At 62.4% G+C, this 23,082-nt stretch carries 21 protein-coding genes; 8 read left to right on the top strand and 13 right to left on the bottom strand.

From position 1 onward, the window contains the following. The first annotated feature begins 35 nt into the window (after nucleotides 1-35). On the top strand, nucleotides 36-839 hold the full coding sequence (locus tag NP945_RS11315; protein WP_256746471.1) for a DUF1194 domain-containing protein: 804 nt from the start codon (nucleotides 36-38) through the stop codon (nucleotides 837-839). Between the two features lie 107 nt (nucleotides 840-946). Here NP945_RS11315 and NP945_RS11320 read toward each other — a convergent pair whose 3' ends face one another. From NP945_RS11320 to NP945_RS11355, 8 genes are all read right to left on the bottom strand, one after another. Further along, nucleotides 947-1,249 carry a DUF982 domain-containing protein gene (locus NP945_RS11320; protein ID WP_127267728.1) on the bottom strand — a complete coding sequence of 101 codons (303 nt, stop codon included), beginning with the start codon at nucleotides 1,247-1,249 and terminating at the stop codon, nucleotides 947-949. 139 nt (nucleotides 1,250-1,388) lie between these two features. Further along, nucleotides 1,389-2,375 (bottom strand): ABC transporter ATP-binding protein, encoded by a 987-nt coding sequence (locus NP945_RS11325; RefSeq protein WP_127267732.1) that lies wholly within the window; start codon nucleotides 2,373-2,375, stop codon nucleotides 1,389-1,391. A gap of 8 nt (nucleotides 2,376-2,383) precedes the next feature. Next, nucleotides 2,384-3,343: an ABC transporter ATP-binding protein gene (locus NP945_RS11330; protein ID WP_256746386.1), complete on the bottom strand. Its 960-nt coding sequence runs from the start codon at nucleotides 3,341-3,343 to the stop codon at nucleotides 2,384-2,386. Continuing rightward, a complete protein-coding gene (locus tag NP945_RS11335; RefSeq protein WP_023813929.1) occupies nucleotides 3,340-4,311 on the bottom strand; it encodes an ABC transporter permease in 972 nt (323 codons plus the stop codon). The genes NP945_RS11330 and NP945_RS11335 overlap by 4 nt, the downstream gene beginning before the upstream one ends. Beyond that, nucleotides 4,311-5,327: an ABC transporter permease gene (locus NP945_RS11340; RefSeq protein WP_128309592.1), complete on the bottom strand. Its 1,017-nt coding sequence runs from the start codon at nucleotides 5,325-5,327 to the stop codon at nucleotides 4,311-4,313. The genes NP945_RS11335 and NP945_RS11340 overlap by 1 nt, the downstream gene beginning before the upstream one ends. 39 nt (nucleotides 5,328-5,366) lie before the next feature. After that, the gene (locus tag NP945_RS11345; RefSeq protein WP_024503325.1) at nucleotides 5,367-7,028 is read right to left on the bottom strand and encodes an ABC transporter substrate-binding protein; all 1,662 of its coding nucleotides are present in this window, start codon (nucleotides 7,026-7,028) and stop codon (nucleotides 5,367-5,369) included. 19 nt (nucleotides 7,029-7,047) lie between these two features. Continuing rightward, complete coding sequence (locus NP945_RS11350; RefSeq protein WP_127399020.1) at nucleotides 7,048-7,953, bottom strand: proline iminopeptidase-family hydrolase; 906 nt, start codon at nucleotides 7,951-7,953, stop codon at nucleotides 7,048-7,050. A 55-nt stretch (nucleotides 7,954-8,008) separates the two neighbouring features. Further along, nucleotides 8,009-9,523, bottom strand: a complete 1,515-nt coding sequence (locus NP945_RS11355; protein WP_256746387.1) for a leucyl aminopeptidase — start codon at nucleotides 9,521-9,523, stop codon at nucleotides 8,009-8,011. A 234-nt stretch (nucleotides 9,524-9,757) separates the two neighbouring features. Between NP945_RS11355 and NP945_RS11360 the strand changes: the two genes are divergently transcribed. After that, complete coding sequence (locus NP945_RS11360) at nucleotides 9,758-10,660, top strand: LysR family transcriptional regulator (RefSeq protein ID WP_127327372.1); 903 nt, start codon at nucleotides 9,758-9,760, stop codon at nucleotides 10,658-10,660. Nucleotides 10,661-10,902: 242 nt separating this feature from the next. Continuing rightward, entirely contained in the window at nucleotides 10,903-12,360 is a 1,458-nt protein-coding gene (locus NP945_RS11365; protein ID WP_127268714.1) for an NCS1 family nucleobase:cation symporter-1, read from the top strand. Nucleotides 12,361-12,395: 35 nt separating this feature from the next. Here the strand turns inward: NP945_RS11365 and NP945_RS11370 are convergent, their stop codons facing one another. The 5 genes from NP945_RS11370 to tpiA all read right to left on the bottom strand — a co-directional run bounded on the left by NP945_RS11370 (nucleotide 12,396) and on the right by tpiA (nucleotide 17,482). Next, nucleotides 12,396-12,932 carry a DUF1697 domain-containing protein gene (locus NP945_RS11370; protein WP_256746388.1) on the bottom strand — a complete coding sequence of 179 codons (537 nt, stop codon included), beginning with the start codon at nucleotides 12,930-12,932 and terminating at the stop codon, nucleotides 12,396-12,398. An 18-nt stretch (nucleotides 12,933-12,950) separates the two neighbouring features. Continuing rightward, nucleotides 12,951-14,579 (bottom strand): CTP synthase, encoded by a 1,629-nt coding sequence (locus NP945_RS11375; RefSeq protein WP_164748819.1) that lies wholly within the window; start codon nucleotides 14,577-14,579, stop codon nucleotides 12,951-12,953. Between the two features lie 146 nt (nucleotides 14,580-14,725). After that, the gene (locus tag NP945_RS11380) at nucleotides 14,726-15,862 is read right to left on the bottom strand and encodes a L,D-transpeptidase (protein ID WP_256746389.1); all 1,137 of its coding nucleotides are present in this window, start codon (nucleotides 15,860-15,862) and stop codon (nucleotides 14,726-14,728) included. A gap of 211 nt (nucleotides 15,863-16,073) precedes the next feature. Then, a complete protein-coding gene (gene secG, locus NP945_RS11385; RefSeq protein WP_127268768.1) occupies nucleotides 16,074-16,544 on the bottom strand; it encodes a preprotein translocase subunit SecG in 471 nt (156 codons plus the stop codon). Nucleotides 16,545-16,714: 170 nt separating this feature from the next. Beyond that, the gene (gene tpiA / locus NP945_RS11390; protein ID WP_256746390.1) at nucleotides 16,715-17,482 is read right to left on the bottom strand and encodes a triose-phosphate isomerase; all 768 of its coding nucleotides are present in this window, start codon (nucleotides 17,480-17,482) and stop codon (nucleotides 16,715-16,717) included. Between the two features lie 145 nt (nucleotides 17,483-17,627). Between tpiA and NP945_RS11395 the strand changes: the two genes are divergently transcribed. The 5 genes from NP945_RS11395 to glp are packed head-to-tail and all read left to right on the top strand — an operon-like array spanning nucleotide 17,628 to nucleotide 23,040. After that, nucleotides 17,628-19,520 carry a SurA N-terminal domain-containing protein gene (locus tag NP945_RS11395; protein ID WP_256746391.1) on the top strand — a complete coding sequence of 631 codons (1,893 nt, stop codon included), beginning with the start codon at nucleotides 17,628-17,630 and terminating at the stop codon, nucleotides 19,518-19,520. After that, nucleotides 19,517-20,527: an anthranilate phosphoribosyltransferase gene (trpD, locus tag NP945_RS11400; RefSeq protein WP_127397779.1), complete on the top strand. Its 1,011-nt coding sequence runs from the start codon at nucleotides 19,517-19,519 to the stop codon at nucleotides 20,525-20,527. Before NP945_RS11395 ends, trpD begins: the two co-directional genes overlap by 4 nt. 10 nt (nucleotides 20,528-20,537) lie before the next feature. Further along, a complete protein-coding gene (trpC, locus tag NP945_RS11405) occupies nucleotides 20,538-21,350 on the top strand; it encodes an indole-3-glycerol phosphate synthase TrpC (protein WP_128288097.1) in 813 nt (270 codons plus the stop codon). A 2-nt stretch (nucleotides 21,351-21,352) separates the two neighbouring features. Next, a complete protein-coding gene (moaC, locus tag NP945_RS11410; protein ID WP_127271357.1) occupies nucleotides 21,353-21,835 on the top strand; it encodes a cyclic pyranopterin monophosphate synthase MoaC in 483 nt (160 codons plus the stop codon). Continuing rightward, nucleotides 21,835-23,040, top strand: coding sequence for a gephyrin-like molybdotransferase Glp (gene glp / locus NP945_RS11415; protein WP_256746392.1), 1,206 nt, complete (start codon nucleotides 21,835-21,837; stop codon nucleotides 23,038-23,040). Before moaC ends, glp begins: the two co-directional genes overlap by 1 nt. Nucleotides 23,041-23,082 lie beyond the last annotated feature (42 nt).

Below are 23,082 nucleotides of genomic sequence, written 5' to 3' on the forward strand. Positions count from 1 at the left end.
GTTTGAAACGACCGGATGTCGAGATGGAGAATGACATGTTTGGCAGCGTGTATCATCAGGACGCCGGCCCCCTATCCTTTCGCGAACGGGTACGGACGACAGGTTGGGGCATTCTGACGCCGGCCGGTTCAATCTCGAGAGTGACAGGGATACTTGCAGCTTCGATGTTTTGGGCGATCTCTGCCCATGCCGCGAACGTTGACGTCGCTATCGTGTTCGCGGTCGATTTCTCGTCGTCGATCGATCCGAAGATCGCCGATATGCAACGCGAGGGACATGCCGCGGCACTCACCTCGCCAGAGATCATCGCCGCCATCAGCCGGAATTATGTCGGCTGCATCGGCGTTGCCTATTTTGAATGGTCGAGCCCCGGACACGCACGCGTCGTGCTGCCGTGGACAAGCATCTGCGGACTGGAAGATGCCAAAGCGGCGGCTGCGGTGATCAGCAGGAAAGGCGATACCGGCTTCATCCGCAGAGGGCGAGGCGGAACATCCGTTTCCTCGGCTATCGACATCGGCAGTCTCCTGCTCGACCAGTTTCCGGGAAAGGCGGCCAAGAAAGTCATCGATATCTCCTCCAATGGCGAGAACAACGACGGGCTTCCCGTCCAGCCGAGCAGGTCGAACGCCATAGCCAAGGGATATACGATCAATGCCATCGCCATCCCGACGGAGGATGAGAATCCCGACGAACCTCTGGCATCCTATTTTGCCAGATCGGTCATTGGCGGTTCCCAGGCCTTCGTCATGACGCCGAAGGGGCCAGACGACTACACGATGGCGCTTCGCCGCAAGCTCGTGACTGAAGTAAGCATGAACGACGAGCGTCCGCTGTGAAAGTGTGCCACGCAAGACGAACTTTCGACCCGCCAGACCGAGCGCATTGCACAACAAGACTCGCCCCGCTGCAGCGCGAGACCTTGTAGGTCCGTCAGGACAACAGCCTATCGCCGCAACGCGTGCACCCTTGCCTCGCCTTCGCCGGGCACCGGCAACGCCATGTCGTCATCGAGAAGGCGCGTGATGCGGGCAAAGCCGGTGAACGCTTTCCTTGCTTCCTCGGCCGACATCTGGCCCGACAAGGCGGCCGAGCAACAATTCAGCGCGCACTGATAAACCGGACCGCGCCGTCCCGTCGGCCATTTCCGCAAGAACATCATGGCTTCGGCAACACTATCGATTTCTTCCGCAGGGTGTCCCTGCCCGCGCGAAATCCGCACGGGCGAAAAGAAATGCAATTGATCCATCGTTTCCTCCCGGTCGACCGCAATGCGCTCGATCGAACCCCACCAAACGCGCCAACAGCCGGTTGGTTCCAGATAAAGAATGGAATCTTTTAGAAATCTGTCAGGCGAAGGCGATCACCCGTGCGGTGGTGAGTGTCGCCTACATTGTCGGGAAGTGGCAGGCGACTTTGCGACCGGGTCGGTATTCCCGTAACTGTGGCCGCTCCGAACGGCAGCGCTCCGCCGCGATTGGGCATCGGGGATGGAAACGGCAGCCCGTTGGAGGGTTCAGAGGGCTCGGTACGTCGCCGGTGAGGATGATGCGCTTGCGCGTCCCACCCGGCGTCGTCTCCACGACGGGAACCGCCGAAATCAGCGCCTGGCTATAGGGATGGGCCGGTGCTGCAAACACGTCTTCCGCCGGCCCTTCTTCGACGATCGAGCCGAGATACATGACCGCTATGCGGGTCGACACCTGGCGCACCACCGACAGGTCGTGGGCGATGAAGATGTACGTGAGATTGAGCTTCTCCTGCAGATCGGCAAGCAGGTTGACGATTTGTGCCTGCACCGACACGTCGAGCGCGGAGACGGGTTCGTCCAGGACCACGAGGTCCGGATTCAATGCAATAGCCCGCGCGATGCCGACGCGCTGGCGTTGTCCGCCGGAAAATTCGTGCGGAAACCGCATGACGTGATCCGGCAGCAAGCCGACAAGGTCGAACAGTTCCGCCACGCGTTTGGTGATCTCGCTCGACGAGAGCCTGCCATGGATGCGCAGCGGCTCGGCCACCAGGTCGCCGACGCGCCGGCGCGGATTGAGCGACGCCGACGGGTCCTGGAAAACCATTTGCAGGCGGCGCCGAAGCGGCCTGAGTTCGGACAGCGACTTGGAGGTTATGTCGTTGCCTTCGAACAGAAGCTCGCCGTCCGATATGTCGTAGAGCCTCACCAGGCAACGCGCCAGCGTGGACTTGCCGCATCCGGATTCGCCGACCAGCCCGACCGTCTCGCCGCGCCACACGGTCAGGGAAACATTGTCGACCGCATGAACGGTTCGCTTGCCTTCGGCGGAGAAACGGCTGCCGATGGAAAAGCGCTTGCCCAGCGAACGCGTCTCGAGGATTGGGCGGTTCTTGTCGATCATCGGTCCGCTCATGCCTGTGCCACCCTGAAGCATGCCGCGGCATGGGTGCCGCTCCCGAGGTCGGGCTTGCCGGCCTGGCAGGGCTCGTAGTGAACCGGGCACCGCGGACCGAACGCACAGCCCTGCGGCAATCGCAGCAATGACGGCGGCGAACCGGGAATGGCCGGCAAGCGCCGTGGTTTTTCGCCGGTCAGCGGCGGGATCGAACCCAGCAGCGCGCGCGTATAGGGGTGTCGCGGATCGGAAAACAGTTCCATGCGACTGCCGCGCTCCACCACGCGGCCGGCATACATGACCATGACCCGGTCGGCGAGTTCGGAGACCACGCCCATGTCATGTGTGATGAAGACGACCGCCGACTTGTGCGTCGCGCGCAGCTTGCGCACCAGATCGAGAATGCCGGCCTGTACGGTGACGTCGAGCGCCGTGGTCGGTTCGTCAGCCACCAGAAGCGCCGGATTGCAGGACAAAGCCATTGCGATCACCGCCCGTTGACGCATGCCTCCGGACAGTTGGTGCGGGTAGCGCGACATCGCCTCGTGCGGGTTGGGAAAATTCACCTCGGCCAGCAGTTCCTCCACGCGCTCCATCGCCTTGGACTTGCTGATGTTGCGATGCGCGCGGATCTGTTCGGCGATCTGCCAGCCGATCGTGTAGACAGGCGTCAGCGCCGTCATCGGATCCTGGAAGATCATCGCGATCTCGTTGCCGCGCAGCCGCCTGAGCTCGCGCGCGGGCAGTCCCACGAGTTCGCGGCCTTTGTAGCGGATCGACCCTTCGATGGTGGCGTTGGGATCGGTGATGAGACCCATGACGGCCAGCAGCGACACGGTCTTGCCGGAACCGGACTCACCGACGACGCCGAGGATTTCGCTCTCCTTAAGGTCGAAGGAAACGCCATCGATGGCCCGCACCAGGCCATCATTTGTGCGGAAGGAAACTCTGAGGTCGCGCACCGACAGTATCATGATGTCCTCAGGCGCGGATCGAGAAGGATGTAGACGAAATCGACGACCGCATTGGCGATGACCACGAACATGGACGCATACATCACGGTTGCCATGATCATCGGCAGATCGAGATTCTGCAGAGCGTCGTAAGTGAGCTTGCCGATGCCGTGCAGCCCGAACACCACCTCCGTCAGCAGGGCTGAGCCTCCGACCAGCGCACCGAAGTCCAGGCCGAACAGAGTGACGAATGCGATGAGCGACGTGCGCAAGGCATGGCGCAGCAGGATGCGGGTCTCCGACAGCCCCTTGGCCCGGGCCGTGCGGATATAGTCTTCCTGCAGGGATTCGATGATTGCCGCGCGCAGCACGCGCCCGTAAATACCGATATAGAGAATGGACAGTGTGATCCACGGAATGACCAGGGTCAGGAACCAGCCCTTCGGATCGTCGGAGAAATTCTTGTAGCCGAGCGGCGGCACCCAGGAGAACGCCCAGCTGTCGTGGTAGCGGCTCTGGGTGATCAGGTTCATCACCTCGCCCAGCCAGTAGACCGGCATGGAAATGCCGAGCAGCCCTAGCGCCATCAGCAGCTTGTCCAGCCAGCTGCCGCGCGTGGCGGCGGCGGCGATGCCGATGATGATGGAGACGACCACCCACAGGATCGCCGCTCCAAACACCAGCGAGAGCGTGACCGGGATCGAATCCATGACCGCCGGCACCACCTTCCAGCCACGATTGACGAAGGAGGTCAGATCGCCGGTGACGAAGATCTTCTCCATCATCGTCACATATTGCACGTAGAGCGGCCGGTCGAAGCCGAAGCTGTGGCGTACCGCCTCCAGCACTTCGGGCGATGCATTGCGGCCGGCGATGCGCGCAGCCGGGTCGGCGCCCGGCGTTGCGAAGAAAATCAGGAAGACGATGACCGAGATGCCGAACATCACGAACAGCATCTGGCCGAACCGGCGCAGGATTGCGTAGATCATCAGTCGCGCCCCAGCCGAACCTTGGAGCGCGGATCGAGCGCGTCGCGCAGGCCGTCGCCGAAGACATTGAGCGCCATGACGGAAACCGCGATCGCCAGGCCCGGCACCAGCGCCACCAATGGCCTGGTGTAAAGCAGCGCCTGTCCGTCCTGGATGATGGTGCCCCAGCTCGCGGCCGGCGGCTGCACGCCGATCGAAAGGAAGGAAAGGGCTGATTCCGTAAGCATGTTCAGCGCCATCATCAGCGGCACGAAGACGATGAGCGTGGTGGTGACGTTGGGCAGGATGTCGCGCCACAGGATGCGCCACCCCGGCACGCCCAGATTGATCGCGGCCAGCACGAACTCGCTTTTGCGCAGCGCCATAACCTGCCCGCGTATTGGGCGGGCCACGTAGGGCACGTAGACGATGCCGATGATGATGACAGGCAGCCACAGACTGCCGGACTCGATCTGGATCGGTCCGATCGTGATGCCATGCGCGATGGTGACGATGGAGAGCGAAATCGCCAGCAGATAGATCGGGAACGCCCACAGTATGTCGAGGAACCGCGACAGCACCGTGTCGGTAACGCCGCCGAAATAGCCGGCGATCAATCCCGCCGCCGTGCCCAGGATCAGGGTGAAGATGGTGGCTGCTCCGGAGATCAGCAATGAGCTCAGCCCGCCATAGAGCATCCTGGCCATGACATCGCGCCCCTGGCTGTCGGCGCCGAGGAAATAATTGCCCAGCCGCCAGGTCGGGCCGAGCGGTGTGTAGCCAAGCCCCAGCCCTTCCGTCGATTGTTCCATCACCGGAACGTCGGCACCGTCGATCTGGACGACGGCGTCGAGCGTCGAGGCGAAGGGGTCCACGCCTGCCCATTTTGCATAAAGAGGCGCACTGAGGCAGGCAAGGACGATGAGGAGGAACACGGCCAGCGACGCCATGGCAGCCCTGTCCCTTGCCAGCTTCGCAAACGCGACGGCCCAGGGCCCTCGCGTCTTGCGCGGCGCGGCGACAGCTACGTTCGACACGGACGTGCCCCTCCGCGGTTCGTTACTGCACCCAGGCCATCACTGCACCCAGGATTGGGTGATCATCCAGTTGAACTGCCGGTTGAACTTGAAATTGCCGAGACGTTTGCTGACAAAGTCAAGCCGCTTCGGCGTGAAGAGGCCAACGGCGGGTGCCTTGTCGGTGACTTGCCTGTCGATTTCAGCCCACATTTTGTCGGCGGCTTTCTGATCGGTGACGCCGAGGTCCAATGCCTTTTGCATCTTGGCGTCGATTTCCTTGTCGCAGAAGCCGGCGATGTTGATCGAGGCATCCGAACCTTCACGGAAGGAGGCGCAGCTGAACAGGATGTTCAGGAAGTCCGAAGCCGCAGGATAGTCCTTGTACCATTGGGTAACGGACATCTGCACCTTGTTGTTGGTGTTCTGAATGTAGGTGAACTGGATATTGGACGAGATCGGCTTGACGTCGGCGACATAGCCGATGCTGGTCAGAACGCTCTGCAGATAGACGCCGATGGACCGCGAAATGGCGGTGTCCTCGACGATGATCGTCACCTTCTGGCCCTTGGTGCCGGAGTCCTCGACGAGCTGCTTTGCCTTGTCGAGATCAGGAGCCGACCATTTGGCGCCCGGATTCTTGGTGAAGGGGCAATAGTCTTCATGGCCGGGGAAGTCCGGGGGTAGGACCTGACAGACCGGCGAGGCCAGCACCTTGCCGCCGAACAGCTTGACCAGCGTGTTGCGATCGATCGCATAGGCAACGGCCTGGCGGGCTTTTTCATTGTCGAAGGGTGCGAGACGGTTGTTCAGCGGCGCGTACCACCAAGCCGAAAGCGGTGAGATGTGCAGCTGGTCCATGGACTTGCTGCCCAGTTCGCCCAGGCGATCGCTGGGCAGAGCGTCGAACATCCAGTCCGCTTCGCCGTTCTGGATCGCGGTGACGGCTGCCTCTTCGGACAGGCCGAAATCATATTGGACGACATCCGGATAGCCGTCCGGCTGGGCTTCTTCGCTCCACTGCTTGAAATTGGGGTTGCGGGAAACCGTCATGCCCTTGTTCGGGTCGAAGGCGGAGATCATGTACGCGCCGGTGCTGGGAATGGGCTTGGAGCCCATGTCTTCGGCGGGCGTGTCCGCCGGCAGGACCACGGCATGCGGCAAGGCGAGCTTGTAGAGCAGCTCGGCATCCGGCTTGGTGATGTTGATGGTGATGGTGCCGGCCGCTTCGTCGCCGACAACGCCGCCTTCCAGCGTGCAGCTCTTGGTGTCGGCCAGGCATTTGTCGGCACCGACGATGCCGGCATAGAACGTGCCGGAGGTGGGTCCGGAAACCTTGAAGATGCGCTGGAAAGAAGCGACGACGTCCTTCACGCCAAGATCCTGGCCACTGGAGAACTTGATGCCCTTGCGCAGCTTGAAGGTGAAGGTCTTGCCGTCATTGCTGACCTGGGGCAACGCCTCGGCCAGATCGGGAACGATGGTGAAGCCGTCCATACCCTCGGCCTTGCGGAAGGCTACCAGGCCGTCATAGATCGGCTGGTACATCTGCCAGCCCTGGTCCGTGTAATTGATGTGCGGATCGAGCGTTCCGGCCGCGGAGCGGGCCAGCAGGCGGATGGTGCCGCCTCGGTGCTCCTTGAGATATTCGGCCTGTGCCGGGGCCAGCCATGTACCGGCCAGCAATGCCGCGGCTGTTGCCGCCAGAAGCAGTTTCTTCATGTCTTCATTCCCCTTTTCTTCAATTGTCGTTGTGGTCCAGGAAGTCTCCCACCACCCGCATGCACGCATCTTGCTCTTCGACATGCGGCATGTGGCTGGAATGCTCGAATATCTCCCAGCGAGACCCCTTGATGCCGTCCTTGTAGGGCTGCACGGTCGCGGGCGTGGCCTCGTCGTGACGTCCGGAGATGATCAGGGTGGGAACATCGATGGCCGGCAGACGGTCGACGATGCTCCAGTTCTTCAGCGTTCCGATGACGTGGAACTCGTTTGGCCCATTCATCAGATTATAGACGGTCGGATTGCGCACGACCTGGGCGAAACTTTCCGTGACTTCGGACGGGAAAGGCACGACCTGGCAGACATGCCGCTCGTAGAACACCATCGTCGCCGCCTGGTACGCCGCATCGTTTGTCGTGCCGGCCTGCTCGTGTCGGGTCAGTGTCTCCTGCACGTCCGCGGGTAGGTCCGCACGCAACCGGTTGGCCTCTTCGACCCACAGTTTCATGGAAGCCGGCGAGTTGGCGATGGTCAGCGACTTCAGGCCCTGCGGCCGCGTCACGGCATATTCGGCGCCCAGCATGCCGCCCCAGCTCTGGCCGAGGACGTGGAAGCCCGTCCGAATGCCGAGATGGTCGACCAGGTTTTCAAGCTCGTCGATGAACAGCCCAGGTGTCCAGAAATCGGCGCCTTTCTCAGGCAGCAAGGTGGAATTGCCGCAGCCCAACTGGTCGTAGTGGATGACGGCGCGATCCCTTCGCGCAAGAAGCTTGTAGGCATCGACATAGTTGTGAGCGACGCCCGGGCCGCCATGCAGGATCACCACAGGCGCCTTTTCGCCACCGAGTTCGCCACTGACCCGATACCAGGTCTCGTAGGCGTCGAAAGCGGCCCGTCCTTCCATGCCTATGATCTCAGATGACATCCCAGTTCCCAGTGCGGTTGAAGGCATCTTGTATTTGTCCGTGACGGCAGGCGCCCTAACTCATGTTGCGGGTGACCTGCACCCACTCTTCCAGCATCTGCACGCCAAATGCCGTGGCGCCTTGCCTGCCCAGAGGCCGATCGGTGTCGGTCAGTTCCTTGCTGGCGATGTCGAGATGCACCCAGGGGCGGTCTTCCGTGAAGTGACGCAGGAAGGCCGCCGCATAGGGAGCGTCGCCGTCTTCCATGTCCTTGGCATGATGCCTGAGGTCCGCGAACGGCGATTGCAGACCCTCATCATAGGCCCGGTCGAGCGGCAGCCGCCAGAACCGCTCGCCGACCGTTTCTCCGGCCGCGATCATCTGTGAAGCGATGGCATCGTCGGTGCTGAATAGGCCTGCGAATATCGACCCCAGGCCACGCGTCACCGAATAGGTCAGCGTTGCCAGATCGACGATCACCGAAGGGTTGAAGCGCGTGGCTGCATAGTAGAGGCAGTCGGCCAGAAGCAGGCGTCCCTCCGCATCCGTGTCGAACACTTCCACTGTCTGTCCCGAGGCCGTGGTGATGATGTCGCGCGGTTTGAGCGCGGTGCCCGATGGCATGTTCTCGGCGATGCCGAGAACACCGACAACGTGTACCGGGCTGCCTTGCCGGGCGAGCGCGATCAGCAGGCCGACCACAGCCGCCGCTCCGCCCATGTCGGCTTTCATGTCGAACATCTGCGCTCCGCCCTTGATGCAGAGGCCTCCCGAATCGAAGCAGACGCCTTTGCCGACGAAAGCGAGTGGTTGGGCGGGAGCACCCTTGCCGCGGTAGCGCAGGACAGCGACCCGTGGCGGACGCGCCGAGCCCGACCCAACGGCCAGGAGCGCGTTCATGCCGAGCTCCTTCAGTTGCGCGGCATCAAGCATTTCGATGTCGATGCCGGCTTCACGCAGGGGCTCAAGATGATCGTGAAAATTGTCGGGATGGAGATGGTTTGGCGGCAGGTTGACCAGGGTGCGTGCATATTCCACGCCGTCGGCGATGGCATTGATCCGCGCCAGCGCCGCGGTCAGATCCGGGCCGCCAGCCCCGACCAGTTTCACCCGCAAGGTTCGATCCGCCCCCGCGCCTTGCCGCCGGTTGCGCATGTCGAAACGATAGCGGCGCAGCCGCATGCCAAGCGCGACACGCGCCAGGATTTCGGCGCCGGATAGTTCAATGCCAGCGATGGGGTCCAGGACCAGAGTGGCCGCGCATTCCCCCTTGCCTTCCAGATGTGCGGCCAGCAAGCCGCCGGCGCGCGCCAACGAGAGGGTGGTTACGGCTTCGGCTTTGCCCAAGGCCAGGACGACCACACGCTTGGTCGATACTGTTTGCGGGGCGATGAGATCGATGCAGGTGCCGGATTCGGCCAAGGCGGCCGGGTCGGAGCAAGCACGTGACACGATCCCGCTCATCTCAGCGTCCAGAGCCGCTGCCCGGGGACCAAAGCCTGGTTGGGCAGTTTGCAAAATCACGACGACGGAGGTTTCCGCGGAAATCTCGTCCGCAGCTTCGAAGACCGGCGCTGGCGATTGAGGCATAGGCTGGCGCTCTCTCCAATTGCGGCGATACCGAGCAAAGCTTCGCTCTCCACAGGTGAGACTGGTCAAGCCGGTCTCAGCCGTCGATGGTATGGTACCGGTGTTCCCAAACGGTCGCTTGAGACGACTTAATTGCTCTTGTCCTCTGGGTATCCCCTAACGGGGCAGGCGATCAAACGCGAATTCTGCCCATGTCGATTGACAAAAACTCAACTGACAATTCATGATCGTCCAATGGCCCTTCCCTCACTCAATGGCATGCGCGCTTTCGAGGCCGCCGCTCGCCTCGGCAGCGTCAAGGACGCGGCGGAAGAACTGCATCTGACACCCTCGGCTGTCAGCCGCCACATCCGCGCGCTTGAACGAAATCTTGGCCAGGACCTGTTCGAACGCGGTTTTCGCCAGATAACGCCAACCATCCGGGGCTCCTACTATGCGCGCAGCCTCTCGGAGGCGTTCGAAGCCATCTGGCGCGCCACCGATGACGTCAGCCTCTCCGAGGGGTCGCGCCACGGCAAGATCCAACGGGTCCGGGTCTTGTGCGTGCCCACCGTTCTGAACCTTTGGCTGGCGGACCGGTTGCCGAACTTTCGCCGGTTGCATCCGTCGGTGGATCTGGAGATCTCCACTTCAGGCAAGCGCGCCAACTTCGATTTGGCCATTGTCGACGAGTTCGTCTACAAGGCCGGCCCGGCTTTGACGCTGCTGATCCCGCTGCTTTTGACCCCGGTCTGTGCGCCTTCGCTTTTGGAGGGGCCTGTGCCGCTGCGATCGCCGGCCGATCTGGTCAATCATCATCTGATCCATGAATGCGAAACCATGAGATGGAAGCGTTGGCTGGAGCAGGAAGGCGTTCTGGAAACGACGCCAAAATCCAGCACAACACTCGATGATTGCACCCTGATCATGCGCGAAGCGATCAATGGCGCCGGAATAGCGCTTGCGGACACGATCATGGCGCAAGATTTTCTGCAGCAAGGCAAACTGGTCGCGCCGTTCCATGTCCGCCACACCTATCCGGCCGGCATTTACCTGCATCAGCGTCGCAGCATCGGCAACAAACCAGGCACCGGCCTGTTTCAGGATTGGCTGCTCGCTGAAGTCGCGGACCACAAGCAGGTGATGGCCATCGCTTAGGGCCCCCTACCGAAGATGTCGGCAGCCACCGCTTCACATTGGAAGCCCAGCGTCGAACTTCGAATCATCCGTGCCGGGTTCAGCGATGACCCACCATCACCTTGCATCGATAATCGCAGTTCTCATTGAATATCTTTAAGGCCAAAGCCGGCAAATAGGTTGCTTGTCGGTTCCCCTGCGGCAGGCTTAACCTGCACGCGGCCAACGCGTGAGGGCGCGTGCTGCAAAAGGGGAACATTGCCATGACGATACAGGGTGCTTCACCTGATCTGTACAACGAGGATCTGGCTCCGGCCAAAGTTCGAAACTGGGGACCATTCTCGATCTTCAACGTCTGGACATCGGACGTCCACAGCCTTTGGGGCTACTATCTTGCCGCCAGTCTGTTCCTGTTTTGCGGCGGCTTCGTCAATTTCATCATCGCCATCGGCATCGGATCGCTGATCATCTATGTGCTGATGAACATGGTCGGCTATGCCGGCGTGAAGACGGGCGTGCCCTACCCCGTGCTTGCCCGCGCCTCTTTCGGCATCTGGGGCGCCAACATACCGGCACTGGTGCGCGCCATCGTCGCCTGTTTCTGGTACGGCGCGCAGACAGCCGCCGCCTCGGGCGCGATCGTGGCGCTGCTGATCCGCACGCAATGGTTCGCCGATTTCAACGCCAGCACGCATTTCCTCGGCCATACCGGCCTGGAGGTGATCTGCTTCGTGGTCATCTGGGGGCTGCAACTGCTGATCATCCAGAACGGCATGGAAACGGTGCGCCGCTTCCAGGACTGGGCCGGCCCCGCGGTTTGGGTGATGATGCTGATCCTGGCGATCTATCTCTGCGTCAAATCCGGGAGATTTGCCTTCACCAGCGATATCCCGATGGACGTGCTGCTGGACAAGACGAAGGACGCGGGCGTGCCGGGCACGCCGGGATCGTGGACCTCGCTGTTTGCGGTGGCGGCAATCTGGGTCACCTATTTCTCGGCGCTCTATCTCAACTTCTGCGATTTCGCCCGTTACGCGCCGGACAAGGCATCGCTGCGCAAGGGCAACATCTGGGGCCTGCCGATCAACCTGATCCTGTTTTCGCTGGTCGCCGGCGTCACCACCATTGCCGCCTTTGATGTCTATGGCGAAGTGCTGCTGCATCCCGACCAGATCTCGGCGAAATTCGACAGCTGGTTCCTGGCAGCGCTCGCAGCCCTGACTTTTGCCGTGGCAACCCTCGGCATCAACGTGGTGGCAAACTTCGTCTCGCCGGCCTTCGACTTCTCCAACGTCTTTCCCAGGCAGATCGACTTCAAGAAGGGCGGCTATATCGCGGCCGTGATTGCCCTGCTGCTTTACCCCTTCGCGCCGTGGGAAGGCAGTGCCGCTTCCTTCGTCAACATCATCGGCGCGACAATGGGGCCGATCTTCGGCGTGATGATGGTCGACTACTACCTGATCCGGAAGGGCGAGGTCGACGTCGAGGCGCTCTACCGCGAGGACGGCGAGTTCCGTTTCCAGGGCGGCTGGCACGTCAATGCATTCATCGCAGCAGGCATCGGCGCCATCTTCTCGTCGATCCTGCCCAACTTCACCAACTGGCTGCCGTCCTGGTGGGGTGTCTATGGCTGGTTCTTCGGCGTGGCGATCGCCGGCATTATCTACTACGTGCTGCGCACCGCCGCTCTGGGCGCAGGCGCCAAGACCGCGAAAGCCTGACGAGCATCATCAGGGGCGGCGCAAAGCCGCCCCAACTACCCGATCATCTCGGCCAATTTGCGCACCGTGTTCCAGTTGCGCGACGTGCCGATGCCCATGCGCTTGTGGTTCATTGCCGCGAGCAGCCGCGAACTTGGCCTCTCTCGCGAAAAGACGACCCAGATGTCGCCGCCGAGCGAAGTCACTTTCTCGTCCTCGGCGGCATAGGCCTGCAGTGCCGTCACGGCCTCCTCGGGCGCAGGCTTACGCATCACGCGCACCGCCACCTGATCCGCGGTCGCATTCGATTCCACCGGAAACGGATTGCCGGCAGCAAGCTTCAGCCAGTCTTCGGCACCGCGCACGATAATGTCGACATGGCGGCCGAAGGTTTTCTCAAAGGCTGCCTCCAACCACTGTTCGAGGTCGGCGATATCAGTTGCCGGTGCCTCGAAGACCAGATTGCCCGTCGCCACCAGCGTGCGCGGGTTGTTCAGCCCGAGCTCTTCGGCCATGGCCTTGAGGTCGGCCATGACGACCCGTCGCCCCTCAGCCAGGATGATACTGTAAAGTAGTGCGACATAGGTCTGCATTGCCGCCCGACCTGATCGCTACACCAGCCGGCTCTGCTCCACGGCCGCCTCGATGAAACTGGCGAACAGCGGATGCGGCTCGAGCGGCCGGCTTTTCAATTCCGGGTGATACTGCACGCCGATGAACCACGGATGGTCCGGGTATTCGACCGTTTCCGGCAACACGCCGTCGGGCGACATGCCGGCAAACACCAGGCCGCAATCCTCGAGCCGCTCCTTGTAGTCGACATTGACCTCGTAGCGGTGGCGATGGCGCTCGAAAATCTGTGTGTCGCCATAGATTTCGGCGATCTTGGAGCCCTTGGCGAGCTCGGCCTGATAGGCGCCGAGCCGCATCGTGCCGCCGAGATCGCCGGTTTCGCGGCGCTTCTCCAGCATGTTGCCTTTCAGCCATTCGGTCATCAGGCCGACCACCGGTTCCTCGGTCGGACCAAACTCGGTCGAAGACGCATGTTCGACGCCGGCCAGCGACCGCGCTGCCTCGATGCAGGCCATCTGCATGCCGAAGCAGATGCCGAAATACGGCACCTTGCGCTCACGCGCGAACTTCGCCGCCAGGATCTTGCCTTCCGCACCGCGCTCGCCAAAGCCGCCTGGGACCAGGATGCCATGCACCTTTTCCAGCCAGGGCGTCGGATCCTCTTTTTCGAAGATCTCCGATTCGATCCAGTCGAGCTTGACCTTGACGTGGTTGGCAAGGCCGCCATGCGAGAGCGCCTCGATCAGAGATTTGTAGGCGTCCTTGAGGCCGGTATACTTGCCGACCACAGCGATGGTGACCTCGCCTTCCGGATTGTGGATGCGGTTGGATACCGCCTGCCAAGGCTCCATGCGCGGCTTCGGCGCCGGATCGATGCCGAAGGCGGCCAGCACTTCCGAGTCGAGCCCTTCCCTATGGTATGCCATCGGCACATCGTAGATATGCGGCACGTCGAGCGCCTGGATCACGGCACTTTCGCGCACATTGCAAAACAGCGACAGTTTCCTACGCTCTTCCTTGGGAATGGCGCGGTCGGCACGGACCAGCAGGATATCGGGCGCGATGCCGATGCCGCGCAGCTCCTTGACCGAATGCTGAGTCGGCTTGGTCTTCAGCTCGCCTGCCGTCGGGATGTAGGGCATCAGCGTCAGATGGACGTAGACGGCGTTGTTGCGCGGCAGGTCGTTGCCGAGCTGGCGAATAGCTTCCAGGAATGGCATCGCCTCGATGTCGCCGACCGTGCCGCCGATCTCGCACAACACGAAATCATAGTCGTCATTGCCGTTGAGAACGAAATTCTTGATCTCATCGGTGACGTGCGGGATGACCTGCACGGTTGCGCCGAGATAGTCGCCGCGCCGCTCGCGCTCGATGATGTTCTTGTAGATGCGGCCGGTGGTGATGTTGTCCTGCTGGTTGGCGGAGCGGCCTGTGAAGCGCTCGTAATGGCCAAGATCGAGATCGGTTTCCGCGCCATCGTCGGTGACGAAGACTTCGCCATGCTGATACGGCGACATCGTGCCGGGATCGACATTCAGGTAGGGATCGAGTTTTTTGATGCGTGCGCGATAGCCTCGCGCCTGCAGGAGAGCCCCAAGGGCCGCTGCGGCAATGCCTTTTCCAAGTGAGGAAACCACGCCGCCTGTGATGAATACATATCGCGCCATGGGAGTCATCGCTTAACGCGGCCGGATTGATTCCGCCAGAGAAAAAACCGCCGCGAAGCTTTTTTCCCAAGAAGGCGCTTGGATCGTGAACAAGGCAAAACAAAAGGGCCGGCTGAGCCGGCCCTTTCGGCAGGATGACGAAAACGTCAGATGATGACGACCTTGGTGCCAACCCTGACGCGGCTGTAAAGGTCCATGACGTGCTCGTTGATCATGCGGAAGCAACCATTCGAAGCGCTGGTTCCGATCGACTGCGGCGCAATGGTGCCGTGGATGCGCAGATGCGTGTCCTTCTTGCCGTCATAGAGATAGATGGCGCGCGCGCCGAGCGGATTCTGGCCACCGCCGGGCATACCGTCCTTATACTGGCCGTAATGCTTCGGCTCGCGCTTCTGCATGTCCAGCGTCGGGATCCAGCGCGGCCATTCCTGCTTGTCACCGACTGCAACCGTACCCTTGAACTGCAGGCCGTCGCGGCCGACCGCGATGGCGTAGCGGCGCGCGGTGGAGGACGATTCGACGAGGTAGAGGCGGCGCGCGCTGGTGTCGATAACGATGGTGCCGGCAGCGTAACCGCTGAATTCCACGTCCTGCGGCACGAATTCCGGCTTCACCTTGAACTGCTTCTTGGCTTCCCTCTTGGCGAGAGCCTGGTCGAGAGCCCGTGTCTCGGGAAGATATGAAATCGACGAAGAGGAAGAGCTACCGCCGAAGAGACCGGCGAACAAACCGCCGCTGCTCGGCTGCTTCTGGCCGATGACCTCGCTGCGCAACTCGCCATTGTTGCCGGTCAGGGCGATGTTCATCGCCTCTGCCGGAAGCGGCTCGGCCGACTGGATCGGCGTGATCGGCGCGATCGGTTCGATTGGTTCGATGATCTTGGCAACCAGCTTCTTGGCCGGCTTGGCATCGGCCACCTGGGTTGCCTGCGTGCTCTTGCCCTTCTTGGCCAGGAACGCTTGCCGTTCAGCGTCGGCCTTGGCCTTTGCCGCCTCGCGCATCGCCAGTTTCCTGGCTTCGAGCGCCTTGGCTTTGGCGGCTTCCTTGTCGGCAACGATCTTGGCCTCGATCTTCTTGATCTGGGCGAGGTCGTCGGGCGTCGGGTTTTTCTTCTTCTTGAGAAGCTTCAATTGCGACGCATCACTCTTGACGGCGACGTTGATGGCAGAAGTTGTTTCAGCCGAAGGCTGTGCGGCCATATTTGCCGGCACGCCGGCGAAGGCTGGGGAACTCATGCCGAGTGCGGCGCAAAGTCCCAGGAAAATGAAGCTGCGAAGCTGCATGGCGAAGATCCGATCGTTCTATGCTTGTTGCCCACGGCGTCGCCCAGCGCCCCCCAAGGGTGCCGGAAATGCCGCGCGCAATCTATAGTCGAATAAGCGCGGCTGCCTCAAGCGCGAGGCCCCGCCTCACCCCGTCGAATCTTCGTGATCTTGCTGCATTTGCCGCGACTGTGTTCAAACGACCACAGATCGCGGTTTCAAGCGTGGAAGACTATTGGTTCGGGACCTGCGGGGTCGCCGGTGCGGCGGGAGCCGTGCCGTTGGTCGCCGGCGGCGTCGAACCGGCGGCAGGCGCCGTGGCCGGGGCAGTCGCCGGAGCCGCAGCGTCGTTGCCGGAAGGCGGCGTCGGCGTGGTGCTGCCGGCGGGCGCCGGGGTGGTCGTGCCGGGCAACTGGTTGAGCACGCCTTTGCCCGCACCGTCCGACGTCGCCGGCACGCGGTCGAGGATGTCGATCGGCTTCTCGCCGTAGCGGGCGACGATCGACAGAGTCAGTGACGTGGCGAAGAAGGCGGCCGCCAGGATCGCCGTCGCACGCGTCAGGGCATTGGCAGCACCACGCGCGGTCATGAAGCCGGATCCGCCACCGATGCCGAGGCCGCCGCCTTCGGAACGCTGCAGCAGCACCACGCCGACAAGGGCGAGCACGACCATGAGATGGATGACGATCAGTACGGTTTCCATAGTTTATCCTGGCAAGGCCTTGCCCGGCCGCGGACACGACCGGTGAATTGGAGGCGGCTCAATACAATGCTTTGACGGCATTTCCAAGCCCGTGGCCGGAATATGGGAAGCAACCCGTCCTTTGCAACGATTTCGTGCACCGGAAGCCCTGTCCGGCGGAGCGAATGTCTTCAGGCAATATTGCGATAAGCCTCGGCGATGCCGAGAAAATCCGCCGCTTTCAGGCTGGCGCCGCCGACCAGCGCGCCGTCGACATTCCTGACGCCGAGCAGTTCGACCGCGTTGGAGGGCTTGACCGAGCCGCCGTAGAGAATGCGCATCTTCGCCGCGCCGCCGCCGAGCTTTTCCGATAGCTTTTCGCGGATATGTGCATGTGCTGCGGCCACATCGCCGGCCGTCGGCGTCAGGCCGGTGCCGATCGCCCATACCGGCTCATAGGCAATGATGGTGTTGGACGGGGTGGCGCTTGGGGGGACCGAACCATCGACCTGCCGCGACAGTACGTCCAGCGTGGCGCCCGCTTCACGCTGTTCATGCGTTTCGCCGACGCAAATGATGGCAACAAGCCCGGCACGCCATGCGGCGGATGCCTTGGCCTGGACAGTGGCGTCATCCTCGCCGCGTTGCTCGCGGCATTCGGAATGGCCGACGATGACATGGCTCGCACCGGCATCCCTCAGCATTTCCGCCGATATGCAGCCGGTGTAGGCGCCGCTCTCCTTGGTATGGCAATCCTCACCGCCGGCATGCACCGGCGTGCGTGACAGGATCTCCGCGGCGTGAGCAAGCAGGGTTGCGGGAACGCAAACCAGCGCTTCGGTCTCCGCGTCAAGTCCGCTCATGAAACCGTTGCCGATCATCCGGAGCTCGTTGAGGGAGGCGCTGGTGCCGTTCATTTTCCAGTTGCCGGCGACGAGCGGGCGAATTCCTGGCGTCATGGGTTTGCTTCTCCGGATGATATCGGGGCTCTGGCCCTCACTACCAAAATCAGGCCACAAAGCAATCGACAGTGGGCCGGAAGGGCGCTATTGCGCTTGTTTCAGACTCGGCGCATGCGAAAATGCGCATAAATCGGAAGTAAAAATGCTTGGTATATTGAGAAACGCGGCAGGCACCTGGGTCGCGAAGGGACTGTTGGTGCTGCTGGTGCTCAGCTTTTTGGTCTGGGGCGTTTCCGGACAGCTGATGAGCGGTCTTGCCGGCCACGATTCGGTGATAACCGCCGGCGGCACCAAAGTATCGATCAACGAATACCGTCTCGCCTACGATCGCCAGCTCGCCGTCATGTCGCAACAGTTCGGCCAACGTCTCAGCCACGAACAGGCAAAGGCGCTCGGCGTCGACAACCAGGTGTTGGCTCAGCTCGTCTCTGGTGCCGTTCTCGACGAACAGGCCCGCAAGCTGGGCCTCGGACTTTCCAAGGACCGGCTGGCCGAGTTGACACGCGAGGACCCAGCCTTCAAGGGCCCGGGCGGCCAGTTCGACCGCAGAACGTTCGAATATATGCTGCAGCAGATCGGCATGCGGCCCGAGGACTATTTGAAGAACCGTGCCCAGGTGGCCGTGCGCCAGCAAATTGTCGAGGCGGTCTCGGATGGCCTCAAGGCTCCGGACACTTTCTTCAAGGCGGTTGCGCTCTATCGCGGCGAAGACCGCACCATCGACTATTTGACGCTGCCCAAGGCACTGGTCGAGCCGATCGCGGCGCCGTCCGATAGCGTGCTCTCGGCCTATTTCGAAGCCAACAAGAAGACATATGCGGCACCCGAATACCGCAAATTTTCCTATGTCCGCCTCGAACCCGTCGACATCATGGATACGACCGCCGTCACCGACAGCCAGGTCAGCGACGACTACAACAAGAACAAGGCGCGTTACACCACGCCGGAACTGCGCACAGTCGAGCAGCTCGTGTTCAAGACGCCGGATGCGGCCAAGGCCGCACTCGATTCGCTCAAGGCCGGCGCTACTTTCGACAAGCTTGTCACGGCGGAAGGCAAGACGCCGGCCGATACGTTGCTCGGCACGCTTGCCAAGGACAAGATCGCCGACAAGGCGGTCGCCGACGCGGCCTTTTCGCTCAACGCCAATGAAGTCAGTCAGGTCGTGCAAGGCGCCTTCGGTCCGGTGCTGCTGCGCGTCACCGAGATCAAGCCCGAGGTGGTGAAGCCACTGGCCGAGGTGTCCGATCAGATCCGCAAGGATCTGGCGCTGGGCGAGGCAAGTCGCATCCTACTGGACGTGCGCGACAATTACGATGACACCCGCGCCGCCGGCAGTTCGCTGGCGGAGGCCGCGGCCAAGCTGAAGCTGAAGGTCGTCACCATCGACGCCATCGATCGTAGTGGACTGCGGCCAGATGCAAGCATCGTCAAGGACCTGCCGCAATCGCCGGAGCTGATCAAAGCCGTCTTCGACGCCGAACCCAACACGGAAAACGATGCCTTGACCACAGCCGACAACGGCTTCGTCTTCTATGAGGTGGCGTCCATCACGCCGGCTCGCGACCGCACGCTGGATGAGGTTCGTCAGAAAGTCGTCGCCGACTGGACGGCGGCGGAAATAAGCAAGCGGCTGGCCGCCAAGGCTGACGAACTGGAAAAGCGGCTCAAGGCCGGCGCCACGCTCGATGTCATCGCCAGCGAACTGAAGCTCGAAAAGCAGACCAAGCGCGGTGTCAAGCGTGAGGCTGACGATGTCGACTTCGGTAAGGAGGGTGCGGCAGCGATGTTCGGTGTCGGCGAAGGCGGCACCGGCTTGGTCCCCTCACCCACCGGAGACGGGCAGATCCTGTACAAGGTCGCCGAAGTGTTCGAGCCCGCCGGAGCCGATGCCAGTTCGGTGCCGGACGACGCGCAGAAATCCTTCACCTCCGGCATGTCGGATGACCTGCTCGACCAGTTGGTGGCGCAGTTGCAGACGCAGTACGACGTTCGCATCGACCAGGCCGCCGTCGCCCAAGCCTCGACAAGATGAGCGCGCTGAAAACCCATATCGCCAAGATCGCGACCGGTAGCGCGCTTTCCTTCGAGGAAGCGCGCGAGGCCTTCGACATCATCATGTCGGGTGACGCGACCCCCGGCCAGATCGGCGGTTTCCTGATGGCGCTGCGTGTGCGCGGCGAGACGGTGAGCGAGATTTCAGGCGCCGTCGCAACCATGCGGGGCAAGATGCTGCACGTCGACGCGCCCACCGACGCCATCGACATCGTCGGCACCGGCGGCGACAATTCTCACAGCGTCAACATTTCGACGGCATCGGCCTTCGTCGTTGCCGGCAGCGGCGTGCCGGTTGCCAAACACGGCAATCGCGGCCTGTCATCGTTGACGGGGGCAGCCGACGTGCTGGTTGCGCTCGGCGTCAAGATCGATATCTCGCCCGAATTCATCGGCCGCTGCATCCACGAGGCAGGCGTTGGCTTCATGTTCGCGCCTGCGCACCATCCGGCGATGAAGCATGTCGGCCCGACCCGCGTCGAACTCGGCACCCGCACCATCTTCAACCTGCTCGGGCCGCTCTCCAATCCGGCCGGCGTCAAGCGGCAGCTGGTCGGTGTGTTCCTGCCGGAATGGATCCTGCCGGTTGCCGAGACGCTGAAGGCGCTGGGTGCCGAGCATGTCTGGGTCGCCCATGGCGACGGCTATGACGAGATCACCACCACCGGCGAGACGCAGGTTGCCGAACTGATCGGCGGCGAGATCCGCAGCTTCACCCTGACCCCTGAAGCGGTTGGGTTGCCGCGCCACAGCAAGGACGAATTGCGTGGCGGCGATGCGGACTACAACGCCAAGGCCTTGCGCGATATGCTGGGCGGCGCCGCCGGCGCCTATCGCGACACCGTGCTGATGAACGCCGGTGCCGGACTGGTTGTGGCCGGCAAGGCGACGACGCTTGGCGACGGCATCGCGGCGGCGGCGCAAGCCATCGATAGCGGCCGTGCCCTGCAAGTGCTCGACAGGCTGGTCGAGATTTCGAACGGATAACGGATAGAGCGTGTCTGACATTCTTCGCAAGATCGAGGCCTACAAGCGCGACGAGATCGCGGCAGCAAAGGCACGCGTGCCGTTGGCCGAAATCAAGGCCCGGGCAAAAGACGCCGACGCACCGCGCGGCTTTCTTGCCGCACTGGAAGCGAAGCGCAAATCCGGCGCCTTCGCGCTAATCGCCGAGATCAAGAAGGCGAGCCCTTCCAAGGGTCTGATCCGTGCCGATTTCGATCCACCGGCGCTGGCGCAGGCCTATGCCAAGGGTGGTGCTGCCTGTCTTTCGGTGCTGACCGATGCACCGTCCTTCCAGGGTGCGCCCGAATTTCTCACCTGGGCGCGAGCCGCCGTCGCGCTGCCGGCGCTGCGCAAGGATTTCCTGTTCGATCCGTATCAGGTCTACGAAGCCCGCGCCTGGGGCGCGGATGCCATCCTGATCATCATGGCCAGTGTCGACGACGTCCTGGCCAGCGAGCTCGAGGCGACGGCCTTCGAACTCGGCATGGATGCACTGGTCGAAGTGCACGACGAGACCGAGACGCAGCGCGCGCTAAAACTGTCGTCGCGGCTGATCGGCATCAACAACCGCAATCTGCGCACATTCGAGACCAGCCTCGACACTTCCATGCGGCTGGCGACGATGGTTCCGGCCGACCGCTTGCTGGTCAGCGAGAGCGGTATTTTCTCGCATGACGACTGCCTCAGGCTGCAAAAGAGCGACATCGGCACTTTTCTTGTCGGCGAGAGCCTGATGCGGCAACAGGACGTCACCGCGGCGACGCGCCTGCTTCTGACAGGCAAGGCTTTGGCCGAGGCCATCTGACGATGGTATCGGGCCTTACCCATCTCGGCGCGCAGGGCGAGGCCAACATGGTCGACGTCGGCGACAAGGACGAAACAACGCGCACGGCGATCGCCGAAGGCTTTGTCGCGATGCAGCCCGAGACGCTGAAGATGATCCTCGCCGGCAACGCCAAGAAGGGCGATGTGCTCGGGACTGCGCGCATCGCCGGTATCATGGCGGCGAAGAAGACGCATGAACTGATCCCGCTCTGCCACCCGCTGCTTTTGACCAAGGTTTCCGTCGACATCGAGCCCGACCATGCTTTGCCGGGCCTGAAGGTCACCGCACTGGCGCGCGTCACCGGCAAGACGGGTGTCGAGATGGAAGCGCTGACGGCTGCCTCGGTCGCCTGCCTGACCATCTACGACATGGCCAAAGCAGTAGACCGCGCCATGGTCATCACCGGCATCCGCCTGGTCGAAAAGACCGGTGGCAAGTCGGGTGACTACAAGGCGAGCGCCTGATGGCGCTGGTTCCTATCGCGGAGGCGCTTGAACTCCTGCTTGATGGCGCGGCGCCTCTAGCCGGCGAAAGCGTTCCCCTGTTCGAGGCTGTGGATCGTGTTCTGGCGGAACCGGTCGTAGCACTTCGCACCCAGCCGCCTTTCAATGCTTCCGCCATGGACGGCTATGCAGCGCGCGCCGCCGACGTCACGTCGGTCCCATCCAGGCTGTCGGTGATCGGCATGGCGCCGGCTGGGCGTGGCTTCGACGGCACGGTCGGCCAGACGCAGGCCGTGCGCATCTTCACCGGCGCGCCGCTGCCCGAAGGCGCCGACACCATCGTCATCCAGGAGAATGTCCGCGACCTCGGCGGCGGCGAAATCGAAGTGACCGAGCCAACGGCGCAATGGCGCAATATCCGCCGCATCGGGCTCGATTTTTCAACAGGCGACATGCTGCTGGAAAAAGGTCGCTTGCTCGACCCGGCGGCGCTGTCGTTGGTGGCATCAGCCAACCATCCTCGGGTCAGCGTGGTGAAGCGGCCGCTGGTCGCCATCATCGCCACCGGCGACGAATTGCTGCCGCCCGGCAGCGATCTCGGGCCGGACCAGATCATTTCATCGAATGCCTATGGCGTCGCCGCCACCGCACACTCGGTCGGCGCCCGCGCGCTCGATCTCGGCATTGCCGCCGATCGCAAGGAGGCTATCGCCGAACTGGTGCAAAAAGCGGTCGCGGCCGGTGCGGATGTCATCGTGACGCTTGGTGGCGCCTCGGTCGGCGATCACGACCTGATCCACGACGTGCTGACCGGCGAAGGCATGACGCTCGGCTTCTGGAAGATCGCCATGCGTCCTGGCAAGCCGCTGATGTTCGGCCGCCTCGGCGATATCAGGTGCATCGGCCTGCCCGGCAATCCGGTGGCAAGCCTGGTCTGCTCGCAATTGTTCCTGAAGCCGCTGCTGGCGCGGCTCGGCGGCCGCAATCATCGCCAGGACATACGTCCGGCACGGTTGGGTGCCGCCATGCCGGCCAATGATCTGCGCCAGGACTATGTGCGGGCGGTGGTCAGGGAAGATGATGGCGCGCTGGTGGCGACGCCGTTCGGTATCCAGGATTCCTCGATGCTGAGAATGCTGGCTGACGCCAACGGGCTGATCGTGCGGGCGCCGTTTGCCCCCGCAGCAGCTGCTGGCGAGGCTTGCAGCGTACTGATGCTGCGCTGAAGCAGCGCAGAACAAACCATTAATAACAAACAGAAAATGACG

Source organism: Mesorhizobium sp. LMG17149 (genome assembly GCF_024518695.1).
In the GTDB taxonomy this organism is placed as follows: Bacteria; Pseudomonadota; Alphaproteobacteria; order Rhizobiales; family Rhizobiaceae; genus Mesorhizobium.